The organism is Alteriqipengyuania abyssalis (genome assembly GCF_019857185.1).
GTDB lineage: Bacteria > Pseudomonadota > Alphaproteobacteria > Sphingomonadales > Sphingomonadaceae > Alteriqipengyuania > Alteriqipengyuania abyssalis.
Map to the genome: position 1 here is coordinate 506,003 of NZ_JAHWXP010000003.1, position 19,164 is coordinate 525,166.

Sequence of the window (19,164 nt, forward strand, 5' to 3'; positions counted from 1 at the left end):
CGCTGCCCGGCATGGAACGTTCGGCGCTCCCTCTAAAGACGTCGCCGCCACCTGCGGCCCGCGATGTCCTTGCGCTGCTCAAACCGATCACCTGGTTCCCCCCGATGTGGGCCTTCGCGGTCGGAGTCGTTTCCTCCGGCGCGAGCATCGACGGGCGCTGGATCCTGGTGGCCGGTGGCGTGCTGCTGGCCGGGCCGATGGTGTGCGGCACCAGCCAGGCGGTGAACGACTGGTTCGACCGGCACGTGGACGCGATCAACGAACCCGACCGCCCAATTCCCTCGGGCCGGATCGCCGGTCGCTGGGGCCTGTTCATCGCCATCGCCGGCACGCTTCTCTCGCTCGCCCTCGCGGCGGCGCTGGGCCCGCTGGTGCTGGGTGCGGCGGTGATCGGGCTGGCGCTGGCCTGGGCCTACAGCGCCCCGCCCTTCCGCCTGAAGTCGAGCGGCTGGTGGGGCCCCGCCGTGGTCGGGCTGACCTATGAGGGGCTGAGCTGGTTTACCGGGGCGACGGTAATGCTGGGCACGACGCCCTCGGCAACCGTGCTCATCGTGCTGCTACTCTACTCGATCGGCGCACACGGGATCATGACGCTCAACGATTTCAAGGCGGTCGAGGGTGACCGGGCAACCGGACTGCGTTCGCTCCCCGTTGTGCTGGGTGTGCGCCGGGCAAGCCTGCTCGCTTGTGCGACGATGGCAGGCGCGCAAGCGGTCGTGGTCGCACTGCTGTTTGCCTGGGGAATCACCCTGTCGGCGGCAATCGTCGCCACACTGCTGATCGGGCAGTGCGCGCTCATGCCCAAGCTGCTGCGCAATCCGGCGAAGAATGCCCCGTGGTACGGCGCGACGGGGGTCACGCTCTACGTCCTCGGCATGCTCGCCGCCGGGCTTGGGCTGGGGGGCTATATCTGATGGGTCGCGCTGCGTTGCATCCATCCTCGACCGGCCTCGGCTGGATCGCGATCATCCGGCTGGGTCTGGTCCAGGCGGCGATCGGAGCGATCGTGATGCTGGCGACCTCGCTGCTCAACCGGGTGATGGTGGTCGAATACGCGCTCGTCGCGGCGGTCCCCGCCGGGCTGGTCGCGTGGCATTATGCGGTCCAGCTGGCGCGGCCACTGTGGGGGCACGGGTCGGATCGGGGCCGCAGGCGCACGCCGTGGATCGTCGCCGGAATGGCCATGCTGGCAGGCGGGGCACTGCTGGCGGTGCGCGCCACGGTTATGCTGCCCGACTCGCCATTGCTGGGCGGCGCGCTGGCGATCGTCGCCTTCACCATGATCGGCGCTGGGGTCGGCGCCGCCGGGACCTCGATGCTCGCGCTGCTGGCCTCGGGAGTCGTGCCCGAACGGCGCGCGGCGGCGGCGGCGGTTACATGGACGATGATGATCGCAGGGATCGTGGTTGCCGCAGGCGTTGCGGGCGCGCTGCTCGATCCATTCAGCGAGGCGCGACTGATCGGCGTTGCCGGCAGCGTCGCGCTCACCGCATTCGCGCTCGCCTGCGCCGCGATCTGGCGGCTGGAGCCGCGCGCGATGCGGGATTTCTCCGAACGGCCACGCGGCGAGGTACCGGGCTTCGCCGAGGCGCTGCGCGAGATCATGCAGGAGACTGCAGCGCGGCGTTTCACCGTGCTGATCTTCGTCTCGATGCTCGCCTATTCGATGCAGGACCTGATCCTCGAGCCCTTCGCGGGACTGGTCTTCGGCATGTCGCCCGGAGAATCGACCAGTCTTTCGGGCACCCAGCATTCGGGCGTGCTGCTGGGAATGATTATCGCGGGCGTGGGCGGCAGTGCTTTTGCAGGACGGCTGCCGGTGGACCTGCGCGTGTGGATCGTCGCCGGTTGCGCAGGCTCTGGCTGTGCGCTCGCAGGCCTCGCGATGGCGGCGCTGGCCGGGCCGGGCTGGCCGCTGAGCGCCAATGTCTTCCTGCTCGGCCTGTGCAACGGCGTGTTCGCGGTCTCCGCGATCGGTGCGATGATGGGCCTTGCCGGTGCGGGCGAAAACACCCGCGAAGGCGTGCGCATGGGCGTGTGGGGCGCAGCGCAGGCGATCGCCTTCGGGCTCGGCGGGTTGACCGGCGCGCTCGGCGTCGATGCGGCGCGCCACCTTATCGGCCGCGACGGCGCGGCCTTCCAGCTGATCTTCGCGATCGAGGCGTGCCTGTTCATCCTCGCCGCCGTGCTGGCGGTGCAGGCGACACGCAGGGCGCCAATGGCAGACAAGGGAGTGGCAGCGGCATGACGGAGACGGTTTACGACGCAGTGGTGGTCGGCGGTGGCCCCTCGGGAGCCACGATCGCAACCGACCTTGCCCGCGAGGGGCACCGGGTTCTGCTGCTCGACCGGGCAGGCCGGATCAAGCCGTGCGGCGGCGCGGTGCCCCCGCGCCTGCTCAAGGATTTCGAGATCCCGCACCACCTGCTGGTCGCCCGCGCCCGCTCGGCCCGGATGATCGCCCCGTCGAACCGCACAGTCGACATGCCGGTGGGCGAGATCGGCTATGTCGGAATGGTCGACCGCGACGTGTTCGACGAATGGCTGCGAGAGCGTGCGGCTCAGGCAGGCGCCGAGCGGCGTACCGGCACGTTCGAGACGATCGAGCGCAAGGAAGGCCAGCCGCCGACCGTGTGCTATCGCGAGCAGCGCGGCGGCGAGATCCAGCGGGTGCGCACAAGGCTGGTGATCGGCGCGGACGGCGCACGCTCTGCGGTCGCCGCACAGAACATCGCGGGTGCCGAGCGGATGAAGTGCGTGTTCGCCTATCACGAAATCATCCAGTCGCCCGCCAACGACAGCGATCACTTCGACGCATCGCGCTGCGACGTGTTCTATCAGGGCCGCCTGTCGCCCGATTTCTACGCCTGGGTGTTCCCCCACGGCGAAACCGCGAGCGTGGGTGTGGGCAGCGCGAACAAGGGTTTCTCCCTGCGCGGCGCAGTCGCGCGGATGCGCGGCGATCTGGAGCTCGATGGCTGCGAGACGATCCGCCGCGAAGGCGCGCCGATCCCGCTCAAGCCGCTCAAGCGGTGGGACAACGGCGCTGACGTCATCGTCGCGGGCGATGCTGCGGGTGTGGTCGCTCCGGCCAGTGGCGAGGGCATCTATTACGCGATGATGGGCGGGCGCTGCGTCGCGCAGGCCGCCGCGCAGTTCCTCGCGACCGGGCAGCCTGCTGCGCTGCGCGGTGCGCGCAAGGCCTTCATGCGCGAACACGGCAAGGTGTTCTGGGTGCTCGGGATGATGCAGCATTTCTGGTATTCGAGCGACAAGCGGCGCGAGCGGTTCGTGACCATGTGCGCCGACCGCGATGTGCAGCAGCTGACTTGGGAAGCCTATATGAACAAGCGGCTGGTGCGCGCAAAACCGGTTGCGCATGTCCGCATCTTCCTGAAGGATTGCGCCCATCTGCTGGGGTTGAAGGCACCCGCTTGAGGATACCGACGTAATGGGGCGCAGCTGGTTTTTGCCGATTCTGGTGGCGGGCATTGCCGCGCTTGGCGTGGCGATGCTGGGCGGCACGATCACCGATCTGGGCCCCTGGTATCAGTCGCTCGCCAAGCCGGACTGGACTCCGCCCGGCTACGTCTTCCCGATCGCATGGACCGCCATTTTCGCGCTGGCCGCGCTTGCTGCGGTGAGTGCCTGGCTCTCCGCCCCCAATGCCAATGCACGCACCACCACCATCGGCCTGTTCGCGCTCAACGGCTTCCTCAACATCCTATGGAGCCTGCTGTTTTTCCGCTCGCAAAGGCCCGACTGGGCGTTCGCCGAACTGGTCGCGCTATGGCTCTCGGTGCTGGTACTGATCCTTTATTGCGGACGCTTCTCGCGCCTCTCCGCACTCGCGCTGGTCCCCTACCTGATCTGGGTCAGCATCGCGGGCGCGCTCAACTGGAACATCGTCCAGCTCAACGGCCCGTTCTAGCATGGCGGCAGCCATGATGGAGGCGCTGTTCGCAAGCGGTCACGCGGCGGACATCGTGCTCGGCGTGCTGACAATCGAAGCGCTAATCCTCGCCCGGCGCGGCTGGGCCTTCACCGCGATTATCGGCCTGATCGGACCTGCTGCGCTGATCGTGCTCGGCCTGCGCGCGGCCCTTGTAGGCGCGGAGTGGTACTGGGTCTCGTTGCCGGTCGCACTCGCCTTCCCGCTGCATCTGCTCGACCTGCGGCACAGGCTGCGCGCGACCCATTGATCCCGAAACGACAAGAGCCCGGCCATCGGGGCCGGGCTCTCGCGTGTCTGAGTTTGAGACGACGCGTCAGCGCGGCGGCGGTGCGTAGTGGTGCTCCTGCGCCCACAGGTACCAGTTGTCGACCACGGTGCCGGTCAACAGGATGCCGATCCCGCCGGTCAGCGTGGTCAGGATGGCGAACCACCAGGCCCAGCGGTGGATCGATTCCATCGTCGCGTTGAAACCCATGGTCCAGCGCCAGAACAGGCCGGCCCGCTCGGACGCGGTGCCGCGATCGGTAATCTGCTCGATCTCCCGCTCGCCGCCATAGCGGCTGACCGCCAGGATGGTGCCCCCATGCATCGCGAACAGCAGGGCCGATCCGTAGAGGAAGGCGATCGAGAGCGCATGGAACGGGTTGTAGAAGAGGTTGCCGTAAATCAGCGAGAAGTTGTTGGTCCAGTCGAGGTGCGGGAAGATCCCGAAAGGCACCGCCTCCGACCAGCTGCCCATCAGCCCCGGGCGGATGAAGCCCAGCACCAGATACAGCCAGATCGCGCTGGCGAAGGCCCAGCAGACGTGCAGGCCCATCCCCAGCGCTTTCGCGCGGCGGTAGGTGCGGGCCCACCACAGCAGGATCGATGTGGTCAGGAAGAACCCGGCCATGATCCACCAGCCACCTTCGGCCAGCGGGACGAAGGGGGAGAAGCCCCATTCAGGCCCCGGCGGCTGAAGCGAGAGCCAGAAGAACTCGCGCACGAAGGCCACCGGACTCCAGTTGACCGAGGCGAGCATGTTGAGCCCGATGATCTCGATCGCGATAAAGCCGAAAAGCAGCGAGGCGACACCCAGCCAGCCGAGATAGATCGGCCCCAGCTGCGCCTGGCCAAGCTTGCCGAACCAGTAAGCGTTGGAATGAATCGGAATGCGCGGCTCATCGGTGAAGGGCAGCGCGATGCCCATCTCGGCCGGGCCCTCCAGCTGAACCTGCGTGAAGATATTCTGGTAGCGTGCCATGACGTACTCCCTTCCTCAGGACCAGATCGGGATGCTGCGCCACCAGCTCCACCATTCGGGGAAGCTGCCCTGGTACAGCGGCCCGGCGAGGATCATGCAGGCGGCACTCCAGAACCCGGCATTGAGCGCCAGCAGCAGGCCCAGCCGGTGGATGCCGATCGTGCCGATCGAATAGCCGACGAAATCGCGGAAATAGGTGTCTTCGTATTCGGGCGACTTCACCTCGGTGCCGCGCGGCACATTCACCGCGGACAGCACCAGCGCACCGTGCAGCGCAAGCGCGAGGCAGGTCGTGAAGAAGAACGTGATCGCGACCATGTGCAGCGGATTGTAGTGGAAGTTAACGTAGGAATAGCCGGTATTCGACACCCAATCGAGGTGGGTGAAGATGCCGTACGGGAAGCCGTAGCCCCACGCCCCCAGCCATAGCGGGCGGATCACCACCAGCGTGGCATAGGCCAGAATGGCGAAGCTGAAGGCGACCGGCACGTGATAGCCCATCCCGAGCTTGCGGGAGATTTCCACCTGCCGCAGCGCCCATGAGACAAACGCGATCAGCGCGCACACGGTGATGATCTGCCAATAGCCGCCCGCATTGAGCGGGGCGGCGGCAAGCCCTGCGTCGATGGGGGGCGGTTCGATGGAGATCAGCCACGGATTCCACGTCGGCCCCTGTGAGGCCGAAGCGAAGATCAGCAACGTGCCCAGCAACGCCGCGATCGCCGCGGTCACACCGAAGAACCCGACGTAGAATGGACCGACCCAGAAATCGAACAGGTCGCCACCGATCAGCGTGCCGCCACGCACACGGTATTTCCGCTCGAAGCTAAGGAGCGCCATTGGTCCATCCTTCCCGCCCCGTCACGCGGGGCTTCTAGGGTTCATCCCAGATGTTTGTGCCGTGCCGCCTCAGCGGCGCCGGCTGCGGGGACGGAAGTTGAGGCCCGCCCCCGTCACGTCCGGCGGGTTGCTATCCCGTCGTCGCCGGGCCTTCGACCGCCGCAGTGGTCGTCGCCGGGGCGGCACTTGCGCCATCCAGCCAGTTGTACCGGTTGGTGCTGAGCAGGATGAAGTGGATCAGCAGCGCGAGAACGAAGAGAAACACGAACAGGCCGGTAAGCGCCCTGCGCGGATCGAAAATGAGCCAGATTCTCCACATTTCATAATTCCTTTCATGTGGTTACGGCAGATGTGGCTCGCTGACGCCAACACGCGTCGAACGAGCGAGGCGGATCGGTCAGAGCCAGGGCTTGTAGATCCACAGCGCGATGTGGGCGAGGACGGCGATCCCGGTGAAGCCCATGAAGGAACCCAGGAAAATCTTGTGAAATTCCTTGGCTTCTTCCGGCGTCAGGTAGGTCCGCAGACCGAAGCGATCATCGCCAGGTGTCGGATCGTTCATTGGTCAATCTCCAAACTTGCTGGACAAGGTGGGGCGTTGCCGCCCCGGCGGTATCCGCGTGAGAAACTGCTCTCCCCCACGAATTTCTGGGCCCGTGACCGGGTGGATTGGATGGCCGCGCGGCTCACCGGCCCGCCCCTTCGAGCAGGGCATCGGCAAGCCGGTCGGCAGTGACGGTGGTCTCGCCCGCACGGCGGGCGGCAGCTTCGGCGGCATCGCGCCAGCGCTTGGCGGCGGAGATGCGCACCAGCACGGGCTGTGCCTCCACGATCTGGTCGAGCCGGGCCTTGGCCGCAGGCTCCCAGCCCAACGCGGCCTGCTTGCGCGTGGGCGTCGCCTCGGCCTTGTCCATGTCGCTGCCCAGCGGGAGGATGTGGAACAGCGCGTCGAACAGCGCATTGCACACCTCCTGCACCAGATAGGTCGCGCCCGAATAGCCCATGAAGGGCGTGCCGGTGTGGCGACGGATCGCGGCGCCGGGAAAGCTCGCTGCGATGAACTGGGCCTGCGGACCGTGGCCACCGCCCGCGGTCTCCGCCATGTACATTCGCTCGTTATAGCTGCCGAACACCACCAGCGGCGGGTTGGCATGAATCGCGGCGCGCACATCTTCGTTCTTCGGCTTCACCCCGGCACAGCGCCCGAAGGCGAAATTGCACGGCAGGCCCATATCCTCTTCGAGGAAGTGCCGGATGCCGCGCGCGTAGGTCTCGTTCGCACAGATCCCGAAATTGGCGGTGCCGAAGAAATCCTGCGTGACCGAGCGCCACAGGTCCCATAGCGGCTTGATCGTGGTGTGCTTTTCCTTCTCGATGAAGGGTTCGGGGTCGAGCTCCAACTCCTCGCCCAGTGCGCGCAGGAAACTGGTGGTCGAACTCAGCCCGATGGGTGCCTGGAAGAACGGCCGCTCGAGCAGCTCGCACAGGTTGCGGCCATATTCGCGGTACATGCACACGTTGGCGTGCGCATTGGCGAGCTTGCGCATGTCGGCGAGGTGACTGCCGAGCGGGAAGACGCAGTTCACCTCCGCCCCGATGCCTTCGAGCAGGCGGCGGATTTCGGCCATGTCGCTGGCCATGTTGAACATGCCGTAGGCAGGCCCGATGATGTTGACGAGCGGCTTCTCGCCATCCTTCAGCGCCTTGGCCTTGGGCATCTTCTTCGGCCCGAACTCGGTCCACAGCCAGCTCAGCGCGCGATCGGCGCTTTCCCACTGATCCTCGTCGATCGTACGCGGCAGGAAGCGGCGGATCGTGGTGCCCTCCGGGGTCACCCCTCCGCCGATCATCTCGGCAATCGAACCCGTGACGACGACCGAGGGAAGTTCCGGGTCGAGCGTCTTCCACGCCCGCTTCATCGCGGCTTCGGTGCCGGTCTTGCCCAGCTCTTCCTCGCCCAGCCCGGTGACGACGATCGGCAATTCGTGCGGCGGCAGGCCGTCGGTGTAGTGCAGCACGCTCGTCACCGGCAGGTTCTCGCACCCCACCGGCCCGTCGATCACGACCTGCAGGCCCTTCACCGCGGTAAACACGTAGACCGCGCCCCAGTAGCCCCCGGCTCTGTCGTGATCGAGGACGAGGGTCATGATCCCACCGCCTCCGCCGCCTTGAGCGCGGCGGCGGTTTGCGCGGCGAACTTCTTCTTGAACTGCGGGCGGTCGACCGGGGTATCCTCCCAGATGCCCGCATTGTCGTCCGCACCGACGCCTTCGAAGAAGTCGCGCATCCGGTCGAACCGCGACTTGTTGCCCAGCGCCGCGTTGATCACCTGTGCGAGGCTGCCCGCCCCTGCCGGACCCATCAGCGGCCGGGCCGAGATGAGGTTGGTGAAGTAGAGCGCGGGCGTCGCCTTCTGCTTCGCGTGCTGCACGACCGGCGTGGTGCCGATCGCGAGATCGGGGCCGAATTCCTCGTAAGCGGCGATGTCCTCTTCGAGGCTCGCACGGTAATTGACCCGCACGCCTTTCGCCTCGAGCCACTCGCGATCCGGATCGGACCATCTGGTGCGCGGGCAAGCGGTGCCGACATAGGGCACATCCGCCCCGCTTTCGATCAGCAGCCGCGCGACCAGCAGTTCGGAGCCTTCGTAGCCCGACACGGTGACGCGCCCCTCGATCGGCATTGCCGCAAGCGCGCCCTCGATCGCGGGCAGGATCGCATTCTTGGCCGCATCGACCTTGCCCTGCGCGATGCCGCATGTCGCCCCGATCGCATCGAGCCAGGCGGCGGTGCCGTCGCGGCCGACCGGCGCGGAGCCGACGACACCGCGCCCGGCCGCCTCGAACTCGCGCACGCTGGCGGTGTAGAACGGGTGGATCGCGGCAACGGCGGCGCAATCGAGCGCCGAATAAAGTTCGCGCCACTCGCGCGTGGGAACGACCGGGCCGGCCGCGAGGCCAAGCGGCTCGAGCAATTGCCCGATCACGACCGGGTCAGCGGGGAACATCTCTCCCAGGAGAGTCACCGTCGGTCGGTCCGGTCGATGGGTCGGCGCGGCGACCGGACCTTCGTCCGCCTCTTCGCGCGCATATTTGAGCATCGCGCCCGCGAGAACGTCCTTCGCCTCGGCATGGGTCGGGATGCCGAAGCCGGGCACGTCGATACCGATAATCCGCACGCCGTTGATCTGGTCGGGCAGCAGCCGAAGCGGCACGCCGCTGGCGGTGGGCACGCACAGGTTGGTGACGATGATCGTATCGTATTGCGCCGGGTCGGCGAGTTGCTCGACCGCTTCCTTGATGTCCTCGAACAGCTTGCCGGTGACGAGCGTTTCAGAGCTGAACGGCACGTAACCGACCGTCCGCCGCGCGCCGTAGAAGTGGCTGGTGAAGGTGAGACCGTAGACACAGCACGCGCTGCCCGAGAGCACGGTCGCGGTTCGCTTCATCCGCAGCCCTACGCGCAAGGACCCGAAGGCAGGGCACATGCTCTGCGGCTGATCGTGCGGGCCTGCCCTCGCCTCGTCGAGCGGATAGTCGCGCGCATACTGGTCGAGGATGTCGCTCTTGCCAGCCTTGCGGGCGGCCTCACGCATCGTGTCGCCGCTCGCGCAGCCGCCCTCCTCGGGCTTGCCGAGATCGAGCCTGTCAGCTGCGCGGGTACCGGAAGTGATGGCGTCGCTCATTCCATCAGACCTCGTCGTAAACCACTTCGAGGCTCGGCTTGGGCTCGAACGCCCCACCGCGCATGTCCGCCTGCGTGGCGGGCACCAGTTCGACATTGCCGCCGGTTTCCTCGGGGCTGAACAGGTCGAGCAGACCGTCCTGCTCCAGCGGCGTGGGCCGCTGCGGCGGTGCTTTGGCGACGTTGATCGCCAGCTCTTCGAACAGCGAAGCCCACTCGCCACCGGGCGTGCCGATGATCTGGTAATTAGCCGACTTCTTACGGATGTCGTCGTTTGCGGGGATCGCGCACAGCACCGGGATGTCGACGGCTTTCGCAAAGGCCTGCGCCTCGCCCGTGCCGTCGTCCTTGTTCACGATCATGCCCGCGACGCCGACATTGCCGCCCATCGAGCGGAAATATTCGACCGCCTTGCACACGTTGTTGGCGACGTAGAGCGATTGCAGGTCGTTCGAGCCGACCACGATCACCTTCTGGCACATGTCCCGCGCGATCGGCAGGCCGAAGCCGCCGCACACCACATCACCCAGGAAGTCGAGCAGGACGTAGTCGAAGCCCCACTCGTGAAAGCCCAGCTTCTCGAGCAGTTCGAACCCGTGGATGATCCCGCGCCCGCCGCAGCCGCGGCCGACCTCGGGCCCGCCCAGCTCCATCGCGAACACGCCGTCGCGCTGGAAGCAGACATCCTCGATGCTGACTTCCTCGCCCGCGAGCTTCTTCTTGGACGAGGTTTCGATGATCGTCGGGCAGGCCTTGCCGCCGAACAGCAGGCTGGTGGTGTCGCTCTTGGGATCGCAGCCGATCAGCAGCACGCGCTTGCCCTGCTGCGCCATCATGTAGCTGAGGTTGGACAGTGCGAAGCTCTTACCCGAGCCACCCTTGCCGTAGATCGCGATGACCTGCGTTTCCTTGGTCACCTCGCCATCGTGCACCGGATCGGGCTCGATCGCGGCCTCTTCGCGCAGGGCGTCCACGGCAGAGAGTTGGTCGAGATGGGTCATGCAAGTTCGCTCCAGTCCAGCACCAGCTTGAGGCATTCCTGATCCTCGAAAGCCGTGGGATATGCGGTCTGCGCATCGCCTGCCGGGGCCACGTCGGTGACCAGACCGGCGAGGTTCAGCGCGCCGCTTTCGATGAGGGTGTGGGTCGCCGCGAGATCTTCGGGCTGCCATTCTGCAGCGACGCGCAGGCGCGCCTCGCGCTGGAAGGCTGCGGGAAAGGCAAAGCTGATCCGGCTGGCGTAAAAGCCCGCGAGCACGATCTCTCCCTGGCGGCCAAGCCGGGTCATCAGGATGTCGATCACGTCGCTGCTGCCGCTGGCATCGTAGATTGCGCGGTAATCGTGCCGTTCGTCGTCCTTGGGCGCGATAACCTCATAGCCGAGCGCGCCGGTGCGGCGGTGCGCCTTGTTGTCCCACACGGTAGGGGCAGGCGCGCCCGAAGCGATCGTCATGCGTGCCAGCAAGCGGCCGAGAACTCCGTGGCCGACGATGAGGTCGGGCGGCTCTCCGCCAGCCAGTGCGTGCTGTGCGGTCGCGGCGAGTGCGAACAGCACGCCCTGCTCGGCCAGCGACTCGGGGATCGGAAGCGCGCGGGCGGACGGCACGATCAGCGTCTGCGCGGCACCGCCGAACAGTCCGCGCGCATCGGCGTAGCAACTGGCTCCGGGGACGAAGACCCACTCCCCGATGCGGCCTTGCGCAGCCGGCCCGGCATCGACGATCCGCCCGACCGATTCATAGCCGGGCACCAGTGGATAGCCCATGCCCGGGAAGGACGGCATTTCGCCGGTCCAAAGCAGCTTCTCCGTGCCGGTACTGACGCCGCTCCAGTGAATGGAGACGACCACGTCGGATGCCTCGACCGCATGCAGCTCGAGACGCTTGAGCGCGAGGCGCCCCGGTCCCTCGAGTGTGACGGCCATTGCATCCATTGCGTCGGTCCCTCTCTTCACTTGGGTCCGTCGGCGTCCCGAAGGTGCGATGGCCCACCCTTTTGCTACGCCTGACAATCTATACTGTCAATTCAGGATGACAGATAAGCTGTCAGGCAACAGCGACCATCAGAGACGTGATGATAGGCTGACGCGCCGCAATCCGACGGCTGCGCACGAACCCAGCGTCTCGCAGCATTGAACGGATTTCCTTTGCGGTGCGGGGGCGGCCCTGGCCCATGGCCCAGAGATAGAAGCCGAAATAGGCATCACCCATTGCTTCGGCGCCGGGCGTGTCGGCCATTGGTTCGGCGATCAGCAATGTACCGCCCGGCTCTAGCGCGGCGCGGATGTTGCGCAGGATTTCCAGCGCCGGGCCGTCGTCGTGATCGTGGAGAATTCGCACCAGCGAGATGCAGTCATAGCCGCGCGGCAGGGCATCTTCGAAGAAGCTGCCGGGGTGGACGGCGACTCGGCCCGCCTCGAGTCGCGCGGTCACTTCGGGCAGGTCGAACAGGCCGAGTCGGAGCGCGGGATGCGCGGCACCGACGGCCTCCAGAAACGTGCCCTGCCCACCGCCGACATCGAGCAGGGAGGCATGGCGCGACAGGTCGTACGCCGCCAGAACCTCCTGCGCGACGGGCGCTTGCGAGGCGGACATCAGCTGCGAATAGGCGCCCGCACGCTGCGGATCGGCCTCCGCCGCCCTCCCCGCATAGGACCAGAAATGCGACAATGCGGTCGGCCGCGCGCGATCGGCGCGCAGCAAGGCGAGCGGGTCGGCAAGATCGGCATAGAGCAGGGTATGATGGCGGATCATCGCCAGCGCGCCCGCATTCCCGTGCAGCGCAGCCCCGTGACGGCCGAGCATCCACCAGTCGCCAGCAACGTGCTCGACAATCCCGATCGCCGCCGCCGCGCGCAGCAGCCTGAGCGTTGCATCGGGCGACAATCCGGCGAGTCGCGCCAGCTCGTCCGCGTCTGCAGGCCCTTCGCCAAGGCGCTGCACACAACCACTCTCAACCGTGCACAACAGTACCTGAGAGTAGGTGAAGCCCGCCACCAGGTCGAACAGCGCGCCAGCACGCCGCCTCGCGATCGGACGCAGCAAAGGGTTCTCCGCCGCGTGGCGCTGGAACCGGGCGCTGCCCAGAATCCGGTTCCGCCAGCCCAGCAGGCGCATTCTCCAACCACGGGGAGGACCATCCGATTGCGCTTGACCGATTATCATTTGTCCAGTGTGTTGGACACATGCTATGTCAATAGCAATCGTCTTGTGGGAGAGCGCGAGAATGAGCGGCAAGGCTGTCGTGATCGGAGCCGGCATCGGCGGGCTGGTCAGCGCCGCGCTCCTCGCCGCGCGCGGGCAGGACGTCACCGTGATCGAGAAAGAGTGCCATGTCGGCGGCAAGGCGCGCAGACTGGCGGTCGACGGCCAGCCGATCGACGCCGGGCCGACTGTGTTCACCATGCGCGAGGTGTTCGAGGAGGTGTTCCGCGTCTGCGGCAGCGACATCCACTCCGCACTCTCGATCAGGCCCGCGCAAGTCATCGCGCGCCACGCATGGTCGCAGGACGAGCGACTCGACCTGTTCGCCGATCCGATGCGCAGCGAAGAGTCGATCGGCGATTTCGCCGGGGCCGAGGCGGCGCGCGGCTATCGCGCGTTCCGGGCCGAGGCGCGGCGGATCTACAACATCCTCGACGAAAGCCTGCTGCGGCAGGGCAAGGTGTTCTGGCCGCTGCCGCTGATGCAGCGGATCGGCCTCACCCGGGTCGGCGATCTCGCCGCAATCCGCCCTTACGAGAGCCTGTGGAAGGTGCTGGGCGAGCATTTCCGGGACCAGCGCCTGCGCCAGTTATTCGCCCGCTACACCACCTATTGCGGCTCCTCCCCCTTCTCCTCCCCCGCTACGCTGATGCTGATCGCGCATGTCGAGGCGCGGGGCGTATGGCTGATCGAGGGCGGGATGAGCGCGCTGGCCGAGGCGCTCAGGGCGCTGGCAGAGGCGAACGGCGCACGCTTCCGGCTGGGCGAAGGCGTCGCCCGGATAGAGACCGACCGCAAGGGCGCATCGGGCGTCATCCTGGCCAATGGAGAGCGGATCGCAGCCGATGCGGTGCTGTGCAATGCCGATCCGGCAGCGCTGGCCCACGGGTGTTTCGGCGAGGAGGCACAGCGCGCGGTCGGCCGCGTGCCGCAGGGCCGCCGCTCGCTCTCCGCAATGGTGTGGCTGGCGCACGCGAAGACCGGCGGCTTTCCCCTGTCGCGCCACAACGTGTTCTTCTCGCCCGACTACCGCGCCGAGTTCGACCAGCTGAAACGGGGCCGCCAGATCGACGATCCGTCGGTCTACATCTGCGCGCAGGATCGCGCGGCAGACCTCGCCGAGGACACCGCCGCGCCAACTGGGCGCGAGCGCTTCCAAGTGATCGTCAACGCCCCGGCCAATGGCGACCGCCACGACTTTACCCAGAAGGAGCTCGACCAATGCACGCGCAGCATGACACGCAGCCTCGCCCGCTGCGGGCTGGAGCTGGAGGCGGATTTCCCGCACCGGCTGGTCACCCCGGCGGATTTCGACGCGCTGTTCCCTTCGACGGGTGGGGCCCTTTATGGACGGGCCTCGCACGGATGGGCGGCGTCCTTCCTGCGCCAGGGGGCAGCCACGCGGATCCCTGGGCTCTTCTGCGTCGGGGGGAGCACCCATCCGGGCGCGGGCGTGCCGATGGCCGCCTTGTCCGGGCAGATCGGGGCGCGCGCGGCGATGGCACGCCTCGCTTCGATGCGGCCATCCCGCCGGGCGGCTATGGCTGGTGGTATGTCGACGCGATCTCGGAAGACTGCCAGCACGGCCTGACGATCATCGCCTTTCTGGGCAGCGTCTTCTCCCCCTATTACAAGGCCAGCGGTCGCGGCGATCCGCTCAACCACGCAGCGCTCAATGTCGCACTCTACGGCCCCAGGGCGCGCTGGGCGATGACCGAGCGCGGCGGGGAGGCGGTGGTGCAGGAGCGCGACACGCTGGCGATCGGGCCGAGCAGCGTGCACTGGACCGGCGAGGCGCTGGAAATCGCGATCGAGGAACGCGACAAGCGGCTGGGCATCCCCTGGCAGCGCCCGGTTCGCGGGGTGATCCGCGTGATCCCCGAAGCGCTCAACCCGGTCGGCTTCGCGCTCGACCCGGGCGCGAAGCACCACTGGCACTGCCTCGCCCCGCGCGCACGGATCGAGGTGGAGATGCACGAGCCTTCGCTCAGCTGGACGGGCCGCGCCTATCTCGATTCCAATTTCGGGAGCGAGTCGCTCGAAGACGGGTTCGACGTCTGGCACTGGTCGCGCGCGCATCTGAAAGAAGGCGCGGTGGTCAGCTATGAAGGCAAGCGCAGCGACGGCTCGCGCTTCGCCAGCGCGATCCGCTTCGATGCCTATGGCCTGCCGCAGCAGGCCGAACTGCCACTCGCCGCACCATTGCCCAACACCGCATGGCAGATGGAACGCCGAACGCGCGCGGATCGCGGCCATGCGAGCGTGATCAAGACATGGGAGGATTCACCGTTCTACGCGCGCTCGACGCTGGGCGCGCGGATTTATGGCGAACAGGTAGTGGCGGTGCAGGAGAGCCTGAACCTGAAGCGCTTCGCCTCGCCCGTGGTGCAGTTCATGCTGCCCTACCGGATGCCGCGGGTCGACGCATAAGCGCGCAGCGGCCTCACTCGTCGCGGGCCTCGCGCTCCTTCTCCTCCTTGTCGCGCCTTATCTCCCGGCTGACAGACCAGTATTGCCAGCCGGCGAAGCCCAGCGCGACAACCGCGGTGAACACGATCTCGATCCAGCCGAAATGCTCGCCGAAGCGTTCCATCGCTCGTTCTCCCCTGGCGACTAGATAGCACGGGCTTCCAGAAACGCGCGGATCAGCTGCGCCACCCGCTCGGGCTGTTCCTCGTGCGCGAGGTGGCCGAGGCCGTCGAGCACCTCCAGCGTGGCGTCGGGCAGCTTGCGCGCGGCGTCCTGCACGCCGCTCAATGGAATGGCATCGTCGCCGCGGGCATGGATCAGCAGCACCGGGTTCGCGATGCCCGGCAGCGCGCGGTCGAGCGTATCGAGATCCCAATTGGCCATCATCGCCAGCGCACCGCGCGCATGGCGGCTATTGCCCAGCAGCGTCGCGTAGCAGCGCGCACCTTCGCGATCGAGGCGAGAGCCGGTCGAGCGCTGGATGAAACCCTCGGTATCGCCCGCAAGCCGCGTCATCCCGGAGAAGAACTTCGGCACCAGCGGATTGAGCGCGAGCAGCCGCGCGACCGCCGGGAAGACCTGCGTGGCGGGCCAGGGAAACGGCGCGAGCGCGGGGTTGAGGCCGATCACCGGCGTATCGGGATAGCGCGCCTGCACCAGAGTGAGCGCGATCGCCGCGCCCGCCGAATGGCCGATGATCGCGGCGGGTGCGATGTCCATCGTCTGGATCAGGCCATGCACCGCATCGGCCATGCCGGGCAGGGTCATCTGCGCATCGCGCACGCTGCCGGTAAAGGCATGGCCGGGCAGGTCCGGCGCGATCAGGGTGTAGCGGTCCGCGAGCTGCGGCATCACGCCCCGCCACGAATGACACGAAGCGCCCGTGCCGTGGAGCAGCAGCAGGACCGGCGCGGTGCCAAGCGCCCGCCCCATCACCTGCACGTGCCAGCGGATGCCGCCGCTTGTCACGAAGCGACTCGCGTCGCGATGCGGCCAGTGGCGCCCGTCGCGGTCCCAGTTGAGCGGCTCGCTCATGCGGCGCGCGCCTGCGGGGCGGCGGCAATGACCGCCGCGTGCAGCTTCGCCGCATCGGCCATCGGCAGCGCGAGGAAGCGCGCGTGCATCGCCTGCGCCAGCTCGCCCGCCTCGGGCGCAGTGCGCGCGGAGATGTCGACCACCAGCGCATCGATCCCGCGCGCAGCGATCGCTCTCGCAGCATCCAGCGCGTCGGCCTTGGCCTGCGGGCGTCCGCCCTTGCCCTCGGCGTCGATATTGGCGCGCCCGTCGGTCAGGATCACCAGATGCGCGGTCTTGCCCCGCGCCTGCACCGCCTCGGCCAGCTGGTGCCCCGCCTGCAGCCCCAGCGCGAGCGGCGTTCCGCCCCCGCCCGGCATCGCGGAGAGCACGCGGCGGGCGCGGGTGAGAGAGCGGGTGGGCGGCAGCAGCAGCTCCGCACCCGTCCCCCGGAAAGCGACCAGCGCAACCTCGCTGCGCGTGACATAGGCCTGCGCGAGCATCAGCTCGACCGCGCCCTTGGCCTCCGCCAGCCGCGCCGCCGCCGCCGAGCCCGAGGCATCGACGCAGAAGATCGTGACGCGCCCGCTGCGCTCTTCATAACGGCGCACGCGGATATCGGAGCTGCGAATGATCAGGCGGTCGTTGGCGGCTTCGTATTCGCGCCGCCGCAATTGCTGCCACGGCACCGCCGCGCGCAGAGTATCGACCAGCGCCAGCCGCGCCCCGCCGCGCGGGCTGCCGGGCCGGGCAGAGAGCGGCTTGCCGCGCAGGCCGGAGATACGCTTCCTGCCCCCGCCGCTGCCGCTGCTGCGCCGCGCCTTGCCCTCTGCGAGACGGGCCAGCAGATCGGGCGGAATGCTCGCCAGCGCGGCGTCGAGCACGACGTCGTCCAGCGGGGTGTCTCCGGGATCGGATGCCGCGTCGCGTTCGCCCGCATCGGTGTCGTCGGGCGGTGGGGTGGGCTCCTCCTCGGGCTGCTTGGGCATCTCGGGCAGCCGGGTCGCGCGCGGGCCAAGCACCAGCCGCGCGGCGGTGGCGATGTCGTCCTCGCTCACCGCCCCGCGCCCCTCCAGCGCAGCATGGGCGCGCGCGGCAGCGTTCGCGAAATTGAGCGCGCGGATCGACTCGACGCCCAGCGCGGCGGCCGTTGCGGCGAGCGCGTGCAGCGCTTCTTCGTCCAGCGGCGCGACATTGGCGGGGTCGGCACTGCGCAGCGCGCCCTCCGCCAGCCCTGCGCTGGTCAGGTCGCAGTGGAAGGCGATCCGCTCCAGCAGCGCGGCGGGCGGTCCTTCGTCCTCGATTCCATCGTCGAGCAGCACCAGGCCGAACCGCGCATCGCCATCCAGCGCCTGCGCCAGCCGCCCCGCGACCGCGTGGTCGAGCCGTTCGGCCAGCGGCACCACCAGCACCCCGCCCGCGATCTCTTCCAGCAGGCCGCGCGCCCGCACCGTGCGCCCGCTCGCAAGGCTGGCGGCGAGGTCGACCCCGCCCAGCAGCCGCTCGTCATCGACATGCGCGGGCATCCGCCGCACCGCCACGCCGGTATCGCGCAGCATCTCCAGCAACGCCTCGCGCGCAGGACCGCTGCCGCGCAGGCTGAGCCCGCCGAGCTGGGCCGGAGCGGCCAGAAACAGCGAGAGAGCGAGGCACGCATCGCGAGCCGGGTCGGGCGGTGCGGGCTCTGCCCGGCTCACGCAAACACTTCGTCGAGCGCACGCTCGATCCGCGCGGTCGAGCCGGTCTCGTCGAGTACGTCGCGCCGCAAGCGGTGCCGCAATGCCGAGGGGGCGACCGCGACCAGATGCGCCTGGCCGACCGTCTTGGCGCCTTCCAGCGCGGCCAGCGCCTTGGCCGCGCGCATCAGGGTCAGCTCGCCGCGCAGGCCATCCGCGCCCACCGCCATGCACAGCTCGGCGGCCTTATGCAGCACCGCGTCGGGAATGGTCACCGAGGCGAGCCTTTTGCGCCCCCGGTCCACCCGGCGCAGCACCTTGGCGTCTTCGTCCGCCCAGTCATCCGCAAAGCCTTGGGAATCGGCCTCCTGCGCCGCACACCGCCGCATGATCTCGACGCGGGATTCGATGTCGCCCGGCGTGCGCACTTCCACCGACAGGCCGAACCGGTCGAGCAATTGCGGGCGCAGCTCGCCCTCTTCCGGGTTACCGCTGCCGATCAGCACGAACTTGGCCGGGTGGCGGACCGACAGCCCCTCACGCTCGACCACGTTCTCGCCCGAGGCGGCGACATCCAGCAGCAGGTCGACCAGATGGTCCTCGAGCAGGTTGATCTCGTCGATATAGAGAAAACCGCGATGCGCCTTGGCGAGCAGCCCGGGCTCGAACGCCTTTTCGCCGCTGCGCAGCGCGCGCTCCAGATCGAGTGCGCCCAGCACGCGGTCTTCGGTCGCGCCCAGCGGCAGGTCGACGAAGGGCACGGGGCGCTTGCGCAGCGGGCCGGTCCCGCACACGTCGGGGTAGCGCGCCTGATCATCCTTCGAACAGCCGTAGGGGCAATCCTGAATCGCGCTGATCGGAGGGAGCAGGCTGGCGAGCGCGCGCGCAGCGGTGGACTTGCCCGTCCCCCGGTCGCCGAACACCATCACCCCGCCGATCGCAGGATCGACCGCGGCGATCAGCAGCGCCTGCTTCATCTCGTCCTGACCGACGATCGCTGAAAACGGGAAACGCGCCATCTGGACAGCAGAGTGTCGTAGCGGGAGGGCGCTGGCAAGGGCATTCATCCCCATTCCGCCC

The 19,164-nt window shown here is 68.0% G+C and carries 20 protein-coding genes; 7 read left to right on the forward strand and 13 right to left on the reverse strand.

From position 1 onward, the window contains the following. Positions 1 to 11: 11 nt before the first annotated feature. From chlG to KYN89_RS12195, 5 genes are read left to right on the forward strand one after another with little or no spacing between them, the layout of a single operon-like run. Entirely contained in the window at positions 12 to 914 is a 903-nt protein-coding gene (gene chlG / locus KYN89_RS12175; RefSeq protein WP_222825303.1) for a chlorophyll synthase ChlG, read from the forward strand. Then, positions 914 to 2,248 (forward strand): BCD family MFS transporter, encoded by a 1,335-nt coding sequence (locus tag KYN89_RS12180; protein ID WP_222825304.1) that lies wholly within the window; start codon positions 914 to 916, stop codon positions 2,246 to 2,248. Before chlG ends, KYN89_RS12180 begins: the two co-directional genes overlap by 1 nt. Then, the gene (locus KYN89_RS12185) at positions 2,245 to 3,438 is read left to right on the forward strand and encodes a geranylgeranyl diphosphate reductase (RefSeq protein ID WP_222825305.1); all 1,194 of its coding nucleotides are present in this window, start codon (positions 2,245 to 2,247) and stop codon (positions 3,436 to 3,438) included. Before KYN89_RS12180 ends, KYN89_RS12185 begins: the two co-directional genes overlap by 4 nt. 13 nt (positions 3,439 to 3,451) lie before the next feature. Next, on the forward strand, positions 3,452 to 3,931 hold the full coding sequence (locus KYN89_RS12190) for a TspO/MBR family protein (RefSeq protein WP_222825306.1): 480 nt from the start codon (positions 3,452 to 3,454) through the stop codon (positions 3,929 to 3,931). A gap of 1 nt (position 3,932) precedes the next feature. Continuing rightward, a complete protein-coding gene (locus KYN89_RS12195) occupies positions 3,933 to 4,202 on the forward strand; it encodes a hypothetical protein (protein WP_222825307.1) in 270 nt (89 codons plus the stop codon). A 66-nt stretch (positions 4,203 to 4,268) separates the two neighbouring features. Here KYN89_RS12195 and pufM read toward each other — a convergent pair whose 3' ends face one another. The 9 genes from pufM to KYN89_RS12240 all read right to left on the reverse strand — a co-directional run bounded on the left by pufM (position 4,269) and on the right by KYN89_RS12240 (position 12,838). Next, on the reverse strand, positions 4,269 to 5,198 hold the full coding sequence (pufM, locus tag KYN89_RS12200; protein WP_222825308.1) for a photosynthetic reaction center subunit M: 930 nt from the start codon (positions 5,196 to 5,198) through the stop codon (positions 4,269 to 4,271). A 15-nt stretch (positions 5,199 to 5,213) separates the two neighbouring features. After that, entirely contained in the window at positions 5,214 to 6,038 is an 825-nt protein-coding gene (gene pufL, locus KYN89_RS12205) for a photosynthetic reaction center subunit L (RefSeq protein WP_222825309.1), read from the reverse strand. Positions 6,039 to 6,168: 130 nt separating this feature from the next. Next, positions 6,169 to 6,357 carry a light-harvesting antenna LH1, alpha subunit gene (gene pufA, locus KYN89_RS12210; protein WP_010236080.1) on the reverse strand — a complete coding sequence of 63 codons (189 nt, stop codon included), beginning with the start codon at positions 6,355 to 6,357 and terminating at the stop codon, positions 6,169 to 6,171. Positions 6,358 to 6,435: 78 nt separating this feature from the next. After that, positions 6,436 to 6,600, reverse strand: a complete 165-nt coding sequence (pufB, locus tag KYN89_RS12215) for a light-harvesting antenna LH1, beta subunit (RefSeq protein ID WP_010236081.1) — start codon at positions 6,598 to 6,600, stop codon at positions 6,436 to 6,438. A gap of 124 nt (positions 6,601 to 6,724) precedes the next feature. Continuing rightward, a complete protein-coding gene (gene bchZ, locus KYN89_RS12220; RefSeq protein WP_222825310.1) occupies positions 6,725 to 8,185 on the reverse strand; it encodes a chlorophyllide a reductase subunit Z in 1,461 nt (486 codons plus the stop codon). Continuing rightward, the gene (gene bchY / locus KYN89_RS12225) at positions 8,182 to 9,723 is read right to left on the reverse strand and encodes a chlorophyllide a reductase subunit Y (protein ID WP_222825311.1); all 1,542 of its coding nucleotides are present in this window, start codon (positions 9,721 to 9,723) and stop codon (positions 8,182 to 8,184) included. The genes bchZ and bchY overlap by 4 nt, the downstream gene beginning before the upstream one ends. Positions 9,724 to 9,727: 4 nt before the next feature. Beyond that, positions 9,728 to 10,723 (reverse strand): chlorophyllide a reductase iron protein subunit X, encoded by a 996-nt coding sequence (locus KYN89_RS12230; protein WP_222825312.1) that lies wholly within the window; start codon positions 10,721 to 10,723, stop codon positions 9,728 to 9,730. Next, entirely contained in the window at positions 10,720 to 11,655 is a 936-nt protein-coding gene (gene bchC / locus KYN89_RS12235) for a chlorophyll synthesis pathway protein BchC (protein WP_222825313.1), read from the reverse strand. Before bchC ends, KYN89_RS12230 begins: the two co-directional genes overlap by 4 nt. A 112-nt stretch (positions 11,656 to 11,767) precedes the next feature. After that, positions 11,768 to 12,838: a methyltransferase gene (locus KYN89_RS12240; RefSeq protein WP_222825314.1), complete on the reverse strand. Its 1,071-nt coding sequence runs from the start codon at positions 12,836 to 12,838 to the stop codon at positions 11,768 to 11,770. A gap of 109 nt (positions 12,839 to 12,947) precedes the next feature. Between KYN89_RS12240 and crtD the strand changes: the two genes are divergently transcribed. Both crtD and KYN89_RS12250 read left to right on the forward strand, forming a co-directional pair. Continuing rightward, positions 12,948 to 14,516: a 1-hydroxycarotenoid 3,4-desaturase CrtD gene (crtD, locus tag KYN89_RS12245; RefSeq protein WP_222825315.1), complete on the forward strand. Its 1,569-nt coding sequence runs from the start codon at positions 12,948 to 12,950 to the stop codon at positions 14,514 to 14,516. A 14-nt stretch (positions 14,517 to 14,530) separates the two neighbouring features. Then, complete coding sequence (locus tag KYN89_RS12250) at positions 14,531 to 15,355, forward strand: hydroxyneurosporene dehydrogenase (RefSeq protein WP_488153967.1); 825 nt, start codon at positions 14,531 to 14,533, stop codon at positions 15,353 to 15,355. Positions 15,356 to 15,368: 13 nt separating this feature from the next. Here the strand turns inward: KYN89_RS12250 and KYN89_RS12255 are convergent, their stop codons facing one another. Genes KYN89_RS12255 through bchI form a run of 4 tightly spaced genes read right to left on the reverse strand, consistent with a single transcriptional unit; the run spans position 15,369 to position 19,103 of the window. Beyond that, positions 15,369 to 15,518, reverse strand: a complete 150-nt coding sequence (locus KYN89_RS12255; RefSeq protein WP_222825317.1) for a hypothetical protein — start codon at positions 15,516 to 15,518, stop codon at positions 15,369 to 15,371. Between the two features lie 20 nt (positions 15,519 to 15,538). After that, entirely contained in the window at positions 15,539 to 16,429 is an 891-nt protein-coding gene (gene bchO / locus KYN89_RS12260; RefSeq protein WP_222825318.1) for an alpha/beta fold hydrolase BchO, read from the reverse strand. Beyond that, positions 16,426 to 18,105 carry a magnesium chelatase subunit D gene (locus KYN89_RS12265; RefSeq protein ID WP_222825319.1) on the reverse strand — a complete coding sequence of 560 codons (1,680 nt, stop codon included), beginning with the start codon at positions 18,103 to 18,105 and terminating at the stop codon, positions 16,426 to 16,428. Before KYN89_RS12265 ends, bchO begins: the two co-directional genes overlap by 4 nt. Then, the gene (gene bchI / locus KYN89_RS12270; protein ID WP_222825320.1) at positions 18,102 to 19,103 is read right to left on the reverse strand and encodes a magnesium chelatase ATPase subunit I; all 1,002 of its coding nucleotides are present in this window, start codon (positions 19,101 to 19,103) and stop codon (positions 18,102 to 18,104) included. The genes KYN89_RS12265 and bchI overlap by 4 nt, the downstream gene beginning before the upstream one ends. Positions 19,104 to 19,164 lie beyond the last annotated feature (61 nt).